This window comes from Bacillus spongiae, assembly GCF_037120725.1.
GTDB classification, from domain to species: domain Bacteria; phylum Bacillota; class Bacilli; order Bacillales; family Bacillaceae_K; genus Bacillus_CI; species Bacillus_CI spongiae.
Map to the genome: position 1 here is coordinate 1 of NZ_JBBAXC010000014.1, position 16452 is coordinate 16452.

The window sequence follows — 16452 nt, forward strand, 5'->3', positions numbered from 1 at the left end:
CCCATCAGTCCGCTCGACTTGCATGTATTAGGCACGCCGCCAGCGTTCGTCCTGAGCCAGGATCAAACTCTCCATAAAAGTAGTTTGACTTGCTCATGTTTTGTGTAAGAACTAAGTTCTTACATTTAGAATTAACGTTGACGTTTCGTCTTTTCAGTTTTCAAAGTTCAATCGATGTCGTTTTAGCGACTTTATTATCATACCACCGTAGCATTTCTGTGTCAATAACTTTTTTAGAAAAGTTTTTGACGACTGAGGTGATATTCAGTCGCTACCAACCAAGTCACAGGCTCGTTCAGCAGCGACGTTTATTAATATATCACCTTACTATACAACCGTCAACACATTTTTATTATTTTTATATATTTTTAAATATATTATTAAAGGGAAACTTTATAATGCCGATGATAGACGTATAGTCCTTTTGTATCCGTTTTATAAATCTCAATGATTTTTTTATCGATTAAGTATTCTATTAGTACACCTAGATCGACTGAATAATGCTTTAAATGAGGGTGCTCTTGAAGTTCTTGAATCGTCCACTGTTCTTTTTCTTTCATTGTATCTAAAATATGTGTCGCACAACTAGACGTTCTCGAATGTATCATAAACTCACTTGCAATAAATAGTAATTCAAGTCGCTTTTTAATCGGTTCATCACTTGTAACAAGCTCACTATATAATTTGAATATTTCTGGTTCGATTTGTTTTACCTGTTGCCAAACTGTAATTTCAGGATGAAATCCATTTTCAATGACAGCCAAGCGAGCCAGATGATGTAATGAATGAACAATATGATTATAGGCATCTAAATATTGCTTTGCCTCAAAAAACGCTTTGCCATCTAAATATCTTCTGATTAACTTAGCAAATTCCATCCCCATCTTAATTTTTCTTCCATAAAAAGGGAAATCTCTTAATTCCATTTTTAATTTCTCAATATATTCATTCCGGTCAAATAGAACCTTTCCATTAAATAGCCAATCTACTATTTTTCGGTTTGACCCTAATAGTAACCATTCATTCAACTGATCTTCCGTCACAACATGCATCGCTGCTTTTTGTTCTTCATAAATATAATGCTTTGTAAAAATAGCTTCCTCTCCATCTTTAACAATAATTAATAACACAGCATCAAACGTATCTGTCACTGAACTTGTATCATGTCGCTTTTCAATTAGTATTACACCTAAAGTATTTTGCTGACTAGCCCGCTCCTGATATATCGGTCTCAAAATGTGTTCCATATTAAAACTCCTTCAATTACTTGTTTGGGTATTAATAATTTCGACAACAACAAGAAAATTCCTGCTGCTCAACAAGACAAAAATCGACAAGTGTGTATTTCATATTAACATAGCACGATAATGTGGTATAGTAGTCTTTTAGGAGGGAACGTAATGGCAAAGTACTCAAATAAAATAAATAAAATACGCACATTTGCACTTAGTCTTATTTTTATAGGAATTTTGATTATGTATGTCGGCATCTTTTTTCGTCAAACTCCCATCGTGATGACACTGTTCATTATTATTGGATTTTTAGCGATTATCGCGAGCACTGTCGTATATTTTTGGATAGGGATGCTGTCCACTAAAGCTGTTCAAGTCGTTTGTCCAAGTTGTAATAAAACAACAAAAGTATTAGGTCGTGTAGATATGTGCATGTATTGTAACGAACCACTAACATTAGATCCTTCCCTTGAAGGAAAAGAATTTGATGAAAAATATAATAAAAAAAAGTAGCTGACAATTATATGTCAGCTACTTTTTATTGTGTATGATTTACCTCTTGGCACCCTTTGCAAATTCCATATATTTCCAAACGATGATGACTTACATTAAACTCCGTGACATGAGAGGCTAAATCCTCAACCTCATTTAAACCAGGATAGTGAAAATCCACGATTTTCCCACATTTTTCACAAATCGCATGGTAATGTTCCGTTGTAATGAAATCAAACCTGCTTGAAGAATCACCGTACGTTAACTCTTTAACCAAACCAACTTCACGAAATACTCGTAAATTGTTATAAACCGTCGCAACACTCATATTCGGAAATTTCCCTTCCAACGCCTTATATATTTCATCCGCTGTAGGGTGCGACATGGATTCGATCAAGTATTCAAGTATCGCATGACGCTGTGGAGTGATTCGAACCCCAGTGCCTTTTAATGTAGTAATCGCTTCGCTTAACTGCGAATGAGACATTGTCATGCACCTCTTCTCAATATAAATTATCATTATTACTTTATAATATTTACAATTAGTGTACTAATATATGAACGGATTTGTCAATCTTTCTAAACATATCATCCTTTTCCTAAAGTTAATTTTTTACTCACATTAAAAGAAATGCTGCATCTGCGATTATATTTCAGCAACATTAATAAAAATGCACCTCTGCCGGAGCTTACGATATCTTCTGACTTTGTATTATCTTCAAAATTCGAATCCTAATCTTTCAATGTAAAGAAAAGCTGGATACACATCGCTTTATCGTCTAACTCTACAATAAGGGTATGATCAATTGATAAAAAAGAGACCAGCATTCGCTGGTCTGATCAAAGTTCTTTCTTTATTGAGGAGGTATGCCCTACTTTAACGTATGTATTTTTTCACAATTTGAGTGGACATGAGCCTTTTCTAAATAAAATAGGCTTTTTATATCCCTTTTCCAAGCTCATTATTTTACGATAAATTTTCTTTTATATACGTTAAAGCCTCTTGAACATGATCCTTCACTCTCACCTTTCGCCATTCCTTTACAATATTTCCATCTTTACCAATGATGAAGGTAGATCGTTCGATTCCCATATATTCTTTACCAAAGTTCTTTTTCAACTTCCATACCTCATATTGCTCTGCAACTTTATGGTCTTCATCTGCTAAAAGGACGAAAGGTAAACCATACTTGTCTACAAATTTTTGGTGACGTTGAAGTGGATCAGGACTTACCCCTAAAATAACCGTCTCTAAATTTGTAAATTCCTCATGTCTATCACGGAAGTCACATGCTTCCGTTGTACACCCCGGTGTCATATCCTTTGGGTAAAAATAAAGTACAATATTTTTCTTTCCTTTATAATCTGACAAGGAGATGAGCTCACCTGTGTTTGCTTCTAGTTCAAACGTAGGTGCAGCCATTCCAACTTCAATAGCCATCACAATCCCTCCATTGATTCATTTCCCATTTAGCGTAACGGATTATGGTGGGAAAAACAAATAATAAGTGGATTAATGATCAACCGTAAGGACAGTCTTAACAACAAATGCCGCTGGGACAGTAAATCCTAATAAAGATTCTATTAGAGCAATTCCTCTCCCTATACCGATTGGTGAGATATCGCCGTAACCTAAAGAAAATAGAGTAACACCGCTAAAGTATAGGGTTGTAAAAAAATGATGTTGATAATCACCTTCTAGATGTTGCCCATTTTCTAATAGTACGTTTATTCCCTTCATTTCAAAGATTAAATAAAGTAAAGCAAAGCCTGTCATAAAAATGATATACACTATACAAAGGAATAAGAAGTAATGAAGCGAAATATGATGCCTTCTCGTTTCTGTGGGAGTGAATAAAGTACGAAGACTTCCAAACATTAGCATAATAACAATTATAGCGATGACATACATCACAAAGCTCCTCCCCTTCAAATCCAGCTCGTCACAACATTGTACGCAAAAAATGAGAAAACATGCCCATTAATAGGCGATAAATACAGACTACCTCTTATTCATGAGTTTTAATTACCGGCCCCCCTATATTGTTTAACACCTAAATTCCAAAGAAAAATCGAAAGTAAAAAGAATAAAATCCCCACCACTGGTGTCATAAATGCATAATGATACCATTCCTCTTTCCCTAAAAAGAATGAAGAAGGATAGACACCAACGAAGGCAAACGGCAAAATCCAAGTTAATACAAAACGAATAACCGAATGATAAATATCAACCGGATAACGTCCATAATTCCCGATATTATACATCATGGGCATAATGGATGTTTTGGCGTCTGACCAAAAACCAATACTAGCCAGCGCAATAAATATCCCAGCATATACTAACGCTCCACCTAGAACAAATATTATAAACATGATTGGGTCATACCAAGAAAGTTCAAGGCCTAGCTTCCGTCCAGCATAGAGCATTACACCTAATCCTGTCACAATACCAAATAATGATTCCAATTCCATTCTTTCTAATATCACTTGAAAAAGGCTATGAATGGGCCTTGTTAATATTCGATCCATCTCACCTTTGACGATATACCGGTCATTAAAATCCCAAATATTAAAAAACGATGAAAAAATAGCATATGGAACGAGAAAAAAGCCATAAATAAAAATAATCTCCTCTCGGTTCCAGCCACTTAAATAATGCGTATGTCCGAACACTACTAAAATAAAAACTAAATTTACAGCTTGAAATAAAAGGTCAGAGGTTATTTCGATTATTAAATCTGTCCGGTACTGCATTCTCGTTTTCATATATTGGGCAACATATTGAAAAAACATAGATAGATAAAACACCCTTTTTGTCAGCCCCCTTGGATAATTAGTTGCTTTTTCGCTCTATTCCACAATACCCCGATTGGGAATACCAGCACGAGTACCCATCCAACCTGAAGCATAAGTGCGAAAATCAACTCCTCACTAGAAAAACTATTTGTAAAAATCATACTAGGAATATAGCTTATGCCTTGAAATGGCAAGTATTGCATTACTGATTGTGCCCACATTGGAAAAAAACTAATTGGTAGCAGTAACCCTGAAAATAGATCTATGACCACACGCTTAGCTCTAATCAAACCATCATTATTAAATAAAAAGAAAGTTGTCATCCCTGTTAAGAGGTTAATTTGGGTATTAATCAAAAAGCTAAAAAACAGTGAAAAAACGAATAAACACCAAGTTAATAGATTCGTTGATAGGGATAAAGAAAAAATGAAGGTAACGAGCACCATTCCTGGAATAGAGAAAAACAGCAGTCGGAAAACTCCTTCCCCAAACCCTTGCATCGTCTTCATACCTAAATAACTGTAGGGCCTTATTAACTCTACTGCCACTTTCCCTTCTTTAATTTCTGTTGCAATTTCTCGATCAATATTATTAAAATAAAACGCTCTAGCCATCCAGGCGACGGCAACATATGTCGTCATTTGCGAGACACTTAAACCTTGAATATTCTCTTTACCCCCATATATAGCTTGCCAGAGAAAATAATAGGCTCCAATATTGATTGCGTAAATTAAGATTCCACTATAATAATTTGTTCGATAGGCCAGCATCATTAAGAAACGAATTCGCATCATCTCAATATACTTCGCCATACCCATCCCCCTCGCTCTCTTTCTTACCGCAATTGTTTAACAAATCTACTAATCCTATATTCCATAGGGTAAGAGTAGAAAATAATAGAATACCCTTAAAAACAAAAATACCATTTATTATTTTCATCACTTTTAAATATTTCTTATCGAATAAACATAAACTATTTTTCTCCTTTTGTTGTGCTACGTTCATACTTGTACCACATTCCCTTTCTCATATATATTACGAATAATTTCTTCTGTCGTAGTTTCCCTCACTTTCATGTCTCGAACTTTATAGGCTGTTACAATCCGTCCAATTAATTCAGCAATTTTTTCATCTTTAGCCGGCACTAAAGCAATAAATTCTTTCATTGTGCCGCCTTTTCTCCATACCACTCCAATGTCTATTGTCAGTTGCTCAAGCTCAGGAACATTTATATCCTCAAGAAAATGGAATTGTAGTTCCTTTTTGTCATCAGAGCTTTCTTTTAATTGTTGAAGTGCTCCATCATAGATTACTCTACCTTCATCTAACATAATTACGCGCTGGCATAATGCTTCAATATCAGACAAATCATGGGTTGTTAATAGAATGGTTGTATTAAATTTTTCATTGATTTCTTTTAAGAAATTTCTAATTTTCAACTTTACTAACACATCTAACCCAATTGTTGGTTCATCTAAAAATAAAAGCGGAGGATTGTGTACAAGTGCAGCAGCAAGTTCACACCTCATTCGTTGACCTAATGATAGTTTTCGAACAGGTTTATTAAGTAATGGTCCAATATCTAACGTTTCAATAACGTGACCCATATGTTCCTCGTATTCTTTATCTGAAACTTTGTATACTTTTTTTAATAACTGAAATGATTCTTGTACAGCAATGTCCCACCAAAGTTGGGAGCGTTGTCCGAATACAACACCAATTGTATTCACAAACTTCTCTCGGTCTTTATGTGGGTTCATTCCGTTTACAATAATCTTTCCAGAGGTAGGTGTTAAAATCCCTGTCAGCATTTTAATTGTAGTAGATTTTCCAGCTCCATTTTCTCCAATATATCCAACCATCTCACCTTGTTTAACCGAAAAACCAATTGAATCTACCGCTACTTTTGTATGATAGTTTCTTGTGAATAGATCTCGAAAGGCTCCCTTTAATCCTGGTCGACTGGCGTATAATTTAAATTCCTTGGATAAAGAATCTATATATATTGCATTTTCCATTTATGGCTCCCCCTTCTTATGAGTGCAAGAAATAGTTTACCACATCTCCTCCTTATTAAAGCTCAGGTTGCTTATCCAAGTCTTCGTCTTTCATTTGCCTTAAAGTTGACAGAAGACTAAAATATAACCATTCAACAAATCTATCCTCAGATGGATAGAAGAACAAAAAGCAATAACAGCGGAAACGCTGACTACACGAATGCTATGTATTGCATTAATCTGACAAAAATAAATTTAGGAGGATTTCATGAAATTTTCAAAATCTGAAAGCTTACATAAAGAAGCAACGGAAAATATTGTGGGAGGCGTAAACAGTCCCTCACGATCTTATAAAGCTGTAGGTGGAGGATCACCTATTGCAATGGAAAAAGCTAATGGGGCTTATTTTTGGGATGTTGATGGTAACAAATACATTGATTACTTGGCGGCATATGGCCCCATTATTACAGGACATGCTCACCCTCATATTACGGAAGCCATTACGGAGGCAGCAAAAAATGGGGTGCTATATGGAACACCAACACCTCATGAAGTGAAATTTGCAAAGCTACTAAGAAAGGCCATTCCATCCCTTGAAAAAGTTCGCTTTGTAAATTCTGGAACTGAAGCCGTTATGACCACCATCCGTGTTGCAAGAGCGTATACGGGAAGAGATAAAATCATCAAGTTTGCCGGCTGTTACCATGGTCACTCAGATTTAGTGTTAGTCGCAGCTGGTTCTGGACCATCTACACTTGGAACTCCTGATTCTGCAGGTGTACCGAAGAGCATTGCCAATGAAGTGATCACTGTTCCTTTTAATGAAGTGGAACCGTTTAAAGAAGCTTTAGAAAAATGGGGAGACCAAATCGCTGCTGTACTCGTGGAACCGATTGTTGGAAACTTTGGAATTGTAGAACCAGAGAATGGATTCTTAGAAAAAGTAAACGAACTTACCCATAAAGCAGGTGCCTTAGTAATCTATGATGAAGTCATTACCGCTTTCCGATTCATGTACGGTGGTGCGCAAGATTACTTAGGTGTTAAACCTGACTTAACTGCACTCGGAAAGATTATCGGTGGAGGACTTCCAATCGGGGCATATGGTGGCCGCATAGATATTATGGAAAAGGTAGCTCCGCTAGGACCTGCTTATCAAGCAGGAACAATGGCGGGTAATCCTGCCTCTATGATGGCAGGAATAGCCTGTTTAGAAGTCCTCCAACAAGAAGGACTATATGATGAGCTCGATCGTCTAGGAAAAATACTGGAAGATGGGATATTAGCTTCCGCTAAAAAATATAATACCCCTATCTCCATTAATCGTCTAAAAGGGGCATTAACTATTTATTTTACAAAAGAAAAAGTACGTAACTATGAACAAGCCGAAGCAACCGATGGGGAAATGTTTGCTACTTTTTTTAAACTAATGTTGAATCAAGGGATTAATCTAGCGCCCTCTAAATATGAAGCTTGGTTCTTAACCATTGCTCATACAGGAGATGACGTGCAGCAAACATTAAAGGCTGTTGATATCGCCTTCCGAAAGCTTTCTAACGTATAATCATACAAACCAAGCAACTTCAATAACGGTATTGTTTTTGCTTGGTTTCACCAATAAATTGTAAGCGTTTTCAACTTTTACTTCCTAACTCCCCTCTTTAATTTTTATCCAAAAACATGTATATAAAATTGAATTCCAACCATTGTTATGCTATGATAGAATCACTGTTCTGAAAATTATAAATAGTTTTTATTGTTATTGTTTTATACTAATAATCCTTTTCGGAGGTGTCAATCTTTGGATATAAAAAGCAAAAAATGGGATCAAAGTACGTTTCAAGATTTTCACAAAGGAGCACATGATGCATGCGGAATTGTCGCATGTATTGAAAAAAACAAAATACCTACCAATAAGAATGTTCAACGTTGTATTGATGCGTTAATTACGCTCGATCATCGTGCAGGGTTTATTAATGGTGAAGGAGACGGCGCGGGAATTCATACAGATATCCCTCGCGAACTTTGGAAAGAAAAGCTCATGTCAAAAGGTTTGTCTGCTGACCATGTAGAATCTCCTCGATTTATTGTAGGCCATTTCTTTCTAACCCGAAATGCACTAGCAAATGACAACCTATTCAATCTGCTTACACTATTCCAAGAAAATAACTTTACGGTTCTATACGAAAGCACGCAAAATGTGAATGTTGAAAAACTAGGACCGATAGCCCAACAAGAAAATCCTATTTTCTTACAGGTTGCTTTCTTAGCCCCAGAATCATTAAAACATCACCAACTTTATCTACAGCTCTTTAATCTAACCGTTCAACTTGAGGAAAACGAAAACATGCACGTGGCATCCTTAAGTCCTGATCATACTGTTTATAAAGTAATGGGATCAGGAGAAACGCTCCTAGATTATTATCATGATTTATCTAACCCCCTAATGGCATCAACGATGACACTGGGACACAATCGATATTCGACAAATACATTATCAAACTTTTTCCGAGTACAACCCTTCAGTGTATTAGGCCATAATGGAGAGATTAATACGATTTCAAAGTTTCGAGATGAAGCTATGATGATTGACGTTCCACTTGTAAAAGATGGAAGTGATTCTCAAGATGTCAGTCGAACCATTGAAACATTAATTTCTAGAGATGATTTTACATTATTTCAAGCAATGGAAATGATTTTTCCTCCTATTGTTAATGAAATCATTCAATACCCTAAACATCTTCAAGATTTATACGCCTATTTACGAGAAGCATGGGGACATTTTGCTCAAGGCCCTGCCGGTATTGTGTCTCGCTTTCAAGACGAAGCTGTGTTTAGTGTGGACTCCCTAGGTTTGCGTCCACTTTGGATGCTTGAAACAAATCATTCTTTTATTTTTTCTTCCGAGCCTGGTGTTGTAAATTCAGTCGAATTTACAACAGACCCTAAACCATTAGCTCCTGGTGAAAAAGTTGGATTAAAATGGAATGAAGATGAAATTCAAGTATATTTTCAACATGATTTCCAAGAGGAGGTTTATAAACGATTTTCAGCATCCCTTCAATTTGAGGATTACGCTGATAGACTAAAACCGAACAAACTACCTCTTAAAGTGACGATACCATCTGTTGCAAAAATTCATAATGGGCAATATCAAGCTTTTGGTTGGGAACGAGAGCATATTCAAATGGTGGAACAAATGGCAGACAAAGGAATTGAACCAATCCGCTCATTAGGACATGATTCACCACTCGCGTCGATTAACCCTACTCGAAAAAACATACCTGACTTTATAAAAGAGAGCGTTGCAGTTGTGACAAACCCTGCCATTGATCGTGATAGAGAAACAGAACACTTCTCTACAAGGACAATGATTGGAAAACGTCCATCTTATAATAAAAAGCATAGCCCTTCTTTATTCATTGAACTTCCTTCTCCTATTTTACTAGAAGGACAACTCGCAGCTGAATGCAGTGATCATACTCAACAATTATCCTATGATCAAATCCTATCAGCTTTTACTAAACAAGATGAAAGTTATATTCTCTCTACTACTTTCAGCCCAGAGGAATCCATTGAAGAGGCACTCAAGAGGATTAGTATCGAAGCGATAACCTCAGTAGAGAAAAACAAGTCTCTATTAATCTTAGATGATGCTAAAAGCCATCAAGATGGCCACTTATGGCTTGATCCTCATATAGTACTTGCCGTTATCGACCAAGAGCTTACTTCTGCAGGATTACGAAGAGAGTGTTCGATTATTGTAAGGTCTGCAGCTATTCGTTCATTGCATGATGTAATCACAGCATTCGGCTTAGGGGCAGATGCTATAAACCCTTATTATATGTTTTTTACAATTACAGAAGATAAAAAAGTAGAACCACTATTAAATTTGTATAATGCATTAAATAAAGGGTTAGAAAAGGTTATTTCAACAATTGGAATTCATGAGTTACGTGGATACGGAAGATTATTTTCATCCATCGGACTCACTTCAAGCGTTGCAGAAATGTTAAATATTGTGAACTTTTTTGGAGGAGAACATCTCTCATTCAATTTTCAATCAATGAAAGAAGACGCTATTCAACGATCTATTGATTTCAAGAATGAAACCCTCCGAATTTCAAAGAGCTTTAATGTTTTCCCGCGTATTTGGAAATCAATTGGTGATGTCGCTAAAACGGGGGACTATACAGGATATCGGACAAAACTTACACAGATTGAAGAGAAGAACCCAACAACGATTCGCCACTTAACGTCTATAAAGAAGGCGGAAACAGAAACAAAAACAGAAGATGTCGACATCTCTGTAGGTGACCATAGTTTACCATTCGTAATTGCTTCTATGTCATTTGGCTCCCAAAATGAAATTGCCTTTAAGGCTTACGCTGAGGCTGCTGATAAATTAAATATGGTGAGCTTAAATGGCGAAGGTGGAGAAATGAAAGAAATGCTAGGCAAATACCCAAAAACACGTGGACAGCAAATTGCTTCTGGACGTTTTGGAGTGAATGCCGAGCTCTTAAATTCTTCCAATCTATTAGAAATAAAGATTGGACAAGGAGCCAAGCCTGGAGAAGGAGGACACCTACCTGGCTCAAAGGTTACAGCAAAAATTGCTGAAGCCAGAAATGCAACGATAGGCTCTGACTTAATCTCCCCTTCCAACAACCATGATATTTATTCAATCGAAGATCTAGCTCAGATGATTCATGAGTTAAAAACAGCTAATGATGAAGCAAAAGTTATTGTCAAAGTTCCTGTCGTTCCTAATATTGGAACTATAGCTGTTGGAATTGCGAAAGCTGGAGCAGACATTATTACACTTAGCGGGTTTGATGGAGGTACAGGTGCAGCTAGAATTCATGCCTTACAACACGTTGGACTTCCTGTTGAGATTGGTGTAAAAGCAGCTCATAATGCCCTACTGGAAGCTGGCTTACGTGATACCGTTGAAATATGGGCAGATGGCGGTATTAAAAGTGCGCAGGACGTTATAAAAGTGATGCTCCTCGGTGCCAATCGTATTGGTTTTGGTACTTTATCCATGATTGCAATTGGTTGTACGACCTGTCGAGGCTGTCATTTAGATACTTGTCATGTTGGGATTGCAACTCAAATCGAATCAGAAGCTCAGGCAAAAGAACATGGACTACGTCGATTTGTTCCCCGTAAATCGGATATGGCTGAGTTAGGCTTAATAAACCTATTTACGGCTTTTGGAGAAGAACTTAAACAATTAACTGCTTCCTTAGGTGCTGACCGATTACAGGATCTTGTTGGTCGTTCTGATCTTCTTGAACAGACAAAGGGACAAAACTTAATGAATCTTACTACCCTACTAAACGTTCTTGATTTACCTCAGCTTCAACATACGCAGTTACCTTTAAAAGAAGCTGTGCTTGCTACATCTGTAGCGGCAGTAGGAGGAGAATATCTTGAGAATGAAGCAGCTCAACTAACTACAACTCATCCATTCTCTCCTGTTGATTCTAAGCACAGAGTACTCGGAAGCCGTGTTTCTTGCCATCGTGTTCGTGCCCAATTTAGCGGAGCACATCAAACACTTGAGCCCATCCATTTACGCTACCACAACGGCTCTGTCCCTGGTAACGGGTTAGGGGCCTATTCAACAGAAGGAATGACGATTTCTGTAGCTGGTGGAGGACAAGATGGAATTGGTAAATCAGCTTTAGGTGGAAATATTATCATTTTAAAGAACAGAGGACAACTCGACGAATTCTATAACGGTTCTGTCGGTAAAGGGTTTGGTTACGGTGCTCAAAAAGGATTACTTGTTGCACAAGGTAATGCAGATGCCCGAGCAGGCATACGCTTATCTGGAGCTGATATGATTATTGGTGGTCTTATTCAGCAAAATATTCCAAAGCACGAGGCAGGCAATATTAGCACGTATGCGAATATTAAAGGGTTTGCATTTGAGTACATGACAAATGGTCGCGGGTTAGTTTTAGGTGATCCAGGGCCATGGATCTGTGCAGGAATGACTGGGGGAGTCGTTTATTTACGACACCAACCTGAGATGGGATTAACGAAAGAAGCTTTACAGAGAAGGCTAGCAAAAGGAGCAAAGGTTAGTTTAAACCCAATCGATGAGCGTGCTAAAGAAGACCTTACTGAGCTCTTAACTATGTATCTTTCATTACTAGAAGAGGAGAATCATGAAGAGGCCAATACGATAAGGACGCTTCTAGAAGCACCGGAAGAACATTTTCTTCAAGTCAATCCTGTAAAAGAACAAGCAGACCCATCAGTATCAACAGAGTAATATTCCATATAAGAAACAACCTACATCTTTACGTTTTTAAAATTCTATTTTGAAAGAGGCTTTCATTAAGCCTCTTTTTTTCTTCCTTATTAAATGTTTCTAGTTGAAATTAACTGCCTAAACATTGATAATAATCATTTATAAGTCAAGGATTTCATTTTAAAAGATTATTTGGACACTTTGTTGACCATTCTGTTTCCACCATCTATTACTTGCATATTCAGATAAATGGTTGTATAGTCTAATTTGTTTATCAACAAACTAAACTAATAGCAACTAGTTTTTAAATAAGAAAGGAATTCGTCTCATTATGAAGCTTGGTGCTCGAATAATGAAAACGGGAATTGCCATCGTATTAGCACTATTTGTGGCAGAAGCTCTTGAACTTCCATCCCCTGTTTTCGCTGGAATTGCTGCTGTTTTTGCAGTACAACCTACTATTTATCGTTCTTATTTAACTATTATTGAACAAATACAAGGAAACCTCATTGGCGCAATAATAGCGGTTAGTTTTGTTATACTTTTTAGCAATCATATTGTCATTATTGGCTTAGCGGCGATTGTTACCATTCTAATCATCTTAAAGCTACAATTAGGAAATACAATTGGGCTCGCTCTCGTAACACTTATTATCATTATGGAAGGAAGCGGTGATAGCTTTATCACCTTTTCCTTCATTCGACTTTCCACCATTATGGTTGGAGTATTTTCTTCCTTTGTGATCAATTTGCTCTTTATTCCGCCAAAATATGAAACGAAAGTATATAGTCAAATTGATAGCATTACAGAAGAAATATTAAAATGGACAAGGCTTACTACAAGGCACGCTTCTGAACATAGCCTACTAAAAAAGGACATTGAAAAAATAAAGGAAAAATTGATCAAACTAGATTCCTTATATTTAAACTATAAAGAAGAGAGAAATTATTTTAAATCAAATGAAGTAGCTAAAAACCGTAAGCTCGTTGTTTTTAGACAGATGATTGCAACAACGAGAAGGAGCTTTGATACACTTAAACGACTTCACCGTTTTGAAAATGAAGTAAATCAGCTTCCTGAGGAAATGGCTCTTTTTTTACAAGAACAACTTGACCGTCTTCATAACTACCATGAACAATTATTGCTTAAATTTATAGGGAAAATGCGGCACGATATTAATTCAGAAGCCGTTTGCTTAGATCATTCGTCTTTTACCAACGTTTTATCAAAAGAATTAGCAGCGCTTCAAAGCCAACAAGTTCATCATTTTCATATTCTCCATATTTTAACTTCCATTATGGAATATGAAGAGCATCTTATCCATTTAGATAAACTAATAACAAGCTTTCAGTCTTTCCATACTGAAGTAAACGAACTAGATATTAAAGAAGATGAATAGGAATGGGTAAAGTAAACGGCACCTGATTTGATACATTCTATCAAATAGGTGCCGTTTTTGATGTTGGCTAAATTCACGAGGCAGACTAGAAATAATATTATGCATGGATTATTAAAGTGAATGATAACATGGTAATGAAGGCGTTTCCTTCGATTCTAGCTTGTTTATTCCACCCAACATACCCCAAAATGGCAGAAGGTAAATAAAAAGACTTAAATCCGACACTCTGTCGAACTCAAGCCTTATCTGACTATTTAGCTCATTTCAACTTAAATATTGCTAGCTTTTCATTCTTGGGTCAAGGGCGTCTCTAAGACCATCTCCCATTAAGTTAAACCCTAGAACCGTTAACATAATCACAAGTCCAGGAAAAATCATAGTCCAAGGTGCTAAAATTAAATATTCCTTCGAATCAGCTAGCATCTTCCCCCACTCCGGACTTGGTGCTTTTGCACCTAATCCTAAAAACCCAAGTGCTGCCGCTTCAATAATTGCTGTCCCAATTGCAAGAGTTCCTTGAACAATAATAGGGGCCATACTATTCGGTAATATGTGAGAAAATAAAATTCTCCTGTCCTTCATTCCAATAGCTTTTGCAGCCATTACATATTCTTCTTGTTTCACACTCAACACTTTCGAGCGAATGAGACGTCCAAAGTTTGGAATATTTATAATGGCAATGGCGATTAAAGCATTACGTAAGGACGGCCCTAAAGCTGCTACAACAGCAATCGCAAGCAATATACTTGGAAAAGCAAGCATTATATCGAAAATACGGGATATGATTATATCAACCCATTTTCCATAATATCCAGCAATAATACCAAGTATACTCCCAATAACCGCTGACATAATAACCGCTAAAAATCCTACCCAAAGTGAAATTCGAGCACCGTGAATAATTCTCGATAAAATATCACGACCAAAATCATCTGTCCCAAACCAATGAGCTGCAGATGGAGATTGTAATCGATCACCAAGCTTTTGCTCATTAATCCCCTCAGGTGCAATCCACGGGGCAAACACAGCTAAAAGGATAAAAAATAACACAATGAAAAATCCTACTACTGCTAATCTGTTCTTCTTGAAAGTTCTCCACGCTTCTTTCCAAGGAGAAATTGTTTCCTCCTTTTCAAGCACGACTGATTCTGAATTTGTTGCAATTTGTGCCATCTCTTTGCCTCCCCTTAGTTGTACTTAATTCGAGGATCAACTGCAGCATACAGTAAATCCACTACAAGATTAATTAGCACAAAGATGGTAGCGATGACGAGGATACCAGACTGAATTACTGGATAATCACGAAAAGCAATGGCATCAACAATGTAACGACCAATCCCTGGCCACCCAAAAATCGTTTCTGTTAAAATCGCTCCACCCAAAAGCAAACCCATTTGTAAACCAATTACTGTTAAGACAGGAATGACTGCATTTTTGAGGGAATGCTTGTAGACAACCCAAAACATATTGACACCTTTCGCTCTTGCTGTGCGAATATAATCAGATCGCATCACTTCTAGCATGCTGGAACGAGTCATCCTTGCAATAATGGCCATTGGTATCGTTGCTAATGCTACCCCTGGTAAGACTAGATGTTTGATCACTTCCCAAAGCTGATCAAATCGACCTTGTATAATCGTATCCACTACATATAAATGTGTGATGGATTCAACAGGGTTACGAATATTATCCCTACCTGTCGTTGGAAGCATATCTAATTGAATCGCAAAAACCCATTGCTCCATTAAACCTAACCAAAATATCGGCATTGATACACCCACTAATGCTAAAATCATGGCAGTATAATCAAACCAAGATTTTTGAAACCATGCGGATATAATTCCTGCATTCACTCCAATGACGATAGCAATAAACATGGCAAAAAAAGAAAGCTCTATCGTCGCTGCTAAATAGGGCCAAATCTCAACAGCTACGGGTGTACTTGTCCGAATTGACTCTCCTAAATTTCCTTGCAATAATCCTTTTACATAATCAAAATATTGAACATACAGTGGGTTGTCCAAGCCTAAGCTTGACCGCAATGCTTCTATTGCTTCCTTTGTTGCCTGTTGCCCTAAAATTACTTGAGCAGGGTCACCTGGAATCGCATGGATAATTAGGAAAACAATAATCGTAATACCTACTAATACAGGGATAAGCTGTAATAATCTCCGAATCGTGTATTGGAGCATAATGATTCACCTCTTTTTTCTACTAGGATGCTTGATTACCCCATTACGAGATTTATTATGTAGGAAAGGGAGAGAC

At 36.9% G+C, this 16452-nt stretch carries 14 protein-coding genes and 1 rRNA gene; 4 read left to right on the plus strand and 11 right to left on the minus strand.

Features of this window, described 5'->3' with window-relative positions; translation table 11 throughout:
* Both WAK64_RS15860 and WAK64_RS15865 read right to left on the minus strand, forming a co-directional pair.
* A 16S ribosomal RNA gene (locus WAK64_RS15860) occupies positions 1 to 78 on the minus strand; the annotation flags it as partial.
* Between the two features lie 302 nt (positions 79 to 380).
* Complete coding sequence (locus WAK64_RS15865) at positions 381 to 1247, minus strand: nucleotidyltransferase-like protein (RefSeq protein ID WP_336587974.1); 867 nt, start codon at positions 1245 to 1247, stop codon at positions 381 to 383.
* Positions 1248 to 1400: 153 nt separating this feature from the next.
* Between WAK64_RS15865 and WAK64_RS15870 the strand changes: the two genes are divergently transcribed.
* Entirely contained in the window at positions 1401 to 1745 is a 345-nt protein-coding gene (locus WAK64_RS15870; protein ID WP_419465959.1) for a YgzB family protein, read from the plus strand.
* A 25-nt stretch (positions 1746 to 1770) separates the two neighbouring features.
* Here WAK64_RS15870 and perR read toward each other — a convergent pair whose 3' ends face one another.
* The 7 genes from perR to WAK64_RS15905 form a co-directional block, all read right to left on the minus strand.
* Positions 1771 to 2211 (minus strand): peroxide-responsive transcriptional repressor PerR, encoded by a 441-nt coding sequence (gene perR, locus WAK64_RS15875; protein ID WP_336587976.1) that lies wholly within the window; start codon positions 2209 to 2211, stop codon positions 1771 to 1773.
* Positions 2212 to 2691: 480 nt separating this feature from the next.
* Positions 2692 to 3165 carry a thioredoxin-dependent thiol peroxidase gene (gene bcp, locus WAK64_RS15880; protein ID WP_336587977.1) on the minus strand — a complete coding sequence of 158 codons (474 nt, stop codon included), beginning with the start codon at positions 3163 to 3165 and terminating at the stop codon, positions 2692 to 2694.
* Positions 3166 to 3237: 72 nt separating this feature from the next.
* Entirely contained in the window at positions 3238 to 3636 is a 399-nt protein-coding gene (locus WAK64_RS15885) for an ion channel (protein WP_336588097.1), read from the minus strand.
* A gap of 110 nt (positions 3637 to 3746) precedes the next feature.
* Entirely contained in the window at positions 3747 to 4532 is a 786-nt protein-coding gene (locus WAK64_RS15890) for an ABC transporter permease (RefSeq protein ID WP_336587978.1), read from the minus strand.
* 8 nt (positions 4533 to 4540) lie between these two features.
* On the minus strand, positions 4541 to 5332 hold the full coding sequence (locus WAK64_RS15895) for an ABC transporter permease (RefSeq protein WP_336587979.1): 792 nt from the start codon (positions 5330 to 5332) through the stop codon (positions 4541 to 4543).
* The gene (locus WAK64_RS15900) at positions 5316 to 5525 is read right to left on the minus strand and encodes a hypothetical protein (protein WP_336587980.1); all 210 of its coding nucleotides are present in this window, start codon (positions 5523 to 5525) and stop codon (positions 5316 to 5318) included. The genes WAK64_RS15895 and WAK64_RS15900 overlap by 17 nt, the downstream gene beginning before the upstream one ends.
* On the minus strand, positions 5522 to 6538 hold the full coding sequence (locus WAK64_RS15905; RefSeq protein ID WP_336587981.1) for an ABC transporter ATP-binding protein: 1017 nt from the start codon (positions 6536 to 6538) through the stop codon (positions 5522 to 5524). Before WAK64_RS15905 ends, WAK64_RS15900 begins: the two co-directional genes overlap by 4 nt.
* Before the next feature lie 247 nt (positions 6539 to 6785).
* On the opposite strand from WAK64_RS15905, the gene WAK64_RS15910 reads away from it, so the two are divergent.
* The 3 genes from WAK64_RS15910 to WAK64_RS15920 all read left to right on the plus strand — a co-directional run bounded on the left by WAK64_RS15910 (position 6786) and on the right by WAK64_RS15920 (position 14184).
* Positions 6786 to 8081, plus strand: a complete 1296-nt coding sequence (locus WAK64_RS15910; protein WP_336587982.1) for a glutamate-1-semialdehyde 2,1-aminomutase — start codon at positions 6786 to 6788, stop codon at positions 8079 to 8081.
* A 237-nt stretch (positions 8082 to 8318) separates the two neighbouring features.
* A complete protein-coding gene (locus tag WAK64_RS15915; RefSeq protein WP_336587983.1) occupies positions 8319 to 12806 on the plus strand; it encodes a glutamate synthase-related protein in 4488 nt (1495 codons plus the stop codon).
* A gap of 310 nt (positions 12807 to 13116) precedes the next feature.
* Positions 13117 to 14184 carry an FUSC family protein gene (locus tag WAK64_RS15920; RefSeq protein WP_336587984.1) on the plus strand — a complete coding sequence of 356 codons (1068 nt, stop codon included), beginning with the start codon at positions 13117 to 13119 and terminating at the stop codon, positions 14182 to 14184.
* 279 nt (positions 14185 to 14463) lie between these two features.
* Here the strand turns inward: WAK64_RS15920 and nikC are convergent, their stop codons facing one another.
* Together nikC and WAK64_RS15930 are read right to left on the minus strand one after the other, a co-directional pair.
* Positions 14464 to 15357 (minus strand): nickel transporter permease, encoded by an 894-nt coding sequence (gene nikC, locus WAK64_RS15925; RefSeq protein WP_336587985.1) that lies wholly within the window; start codon positions 15355 to 15357, stop codon positions 14464 to 14466.
* A gap of 14 nt (positions 15358 to 15371) precedes the next feature.
* Positions 15372 to 16376 (minus strand): ABC transporter permease, encoded by a 1005-nt coding sequence (locus tag WAK64_RS15930; RefSeq protein WP_336587986.1) that lies wholly within the window; start codon positions 16374 to 16376, stop codon positions 15372 to 15374.
* Between the last annotated feature and the right edge of the window lie 76 nt (positions 16377 to 16452).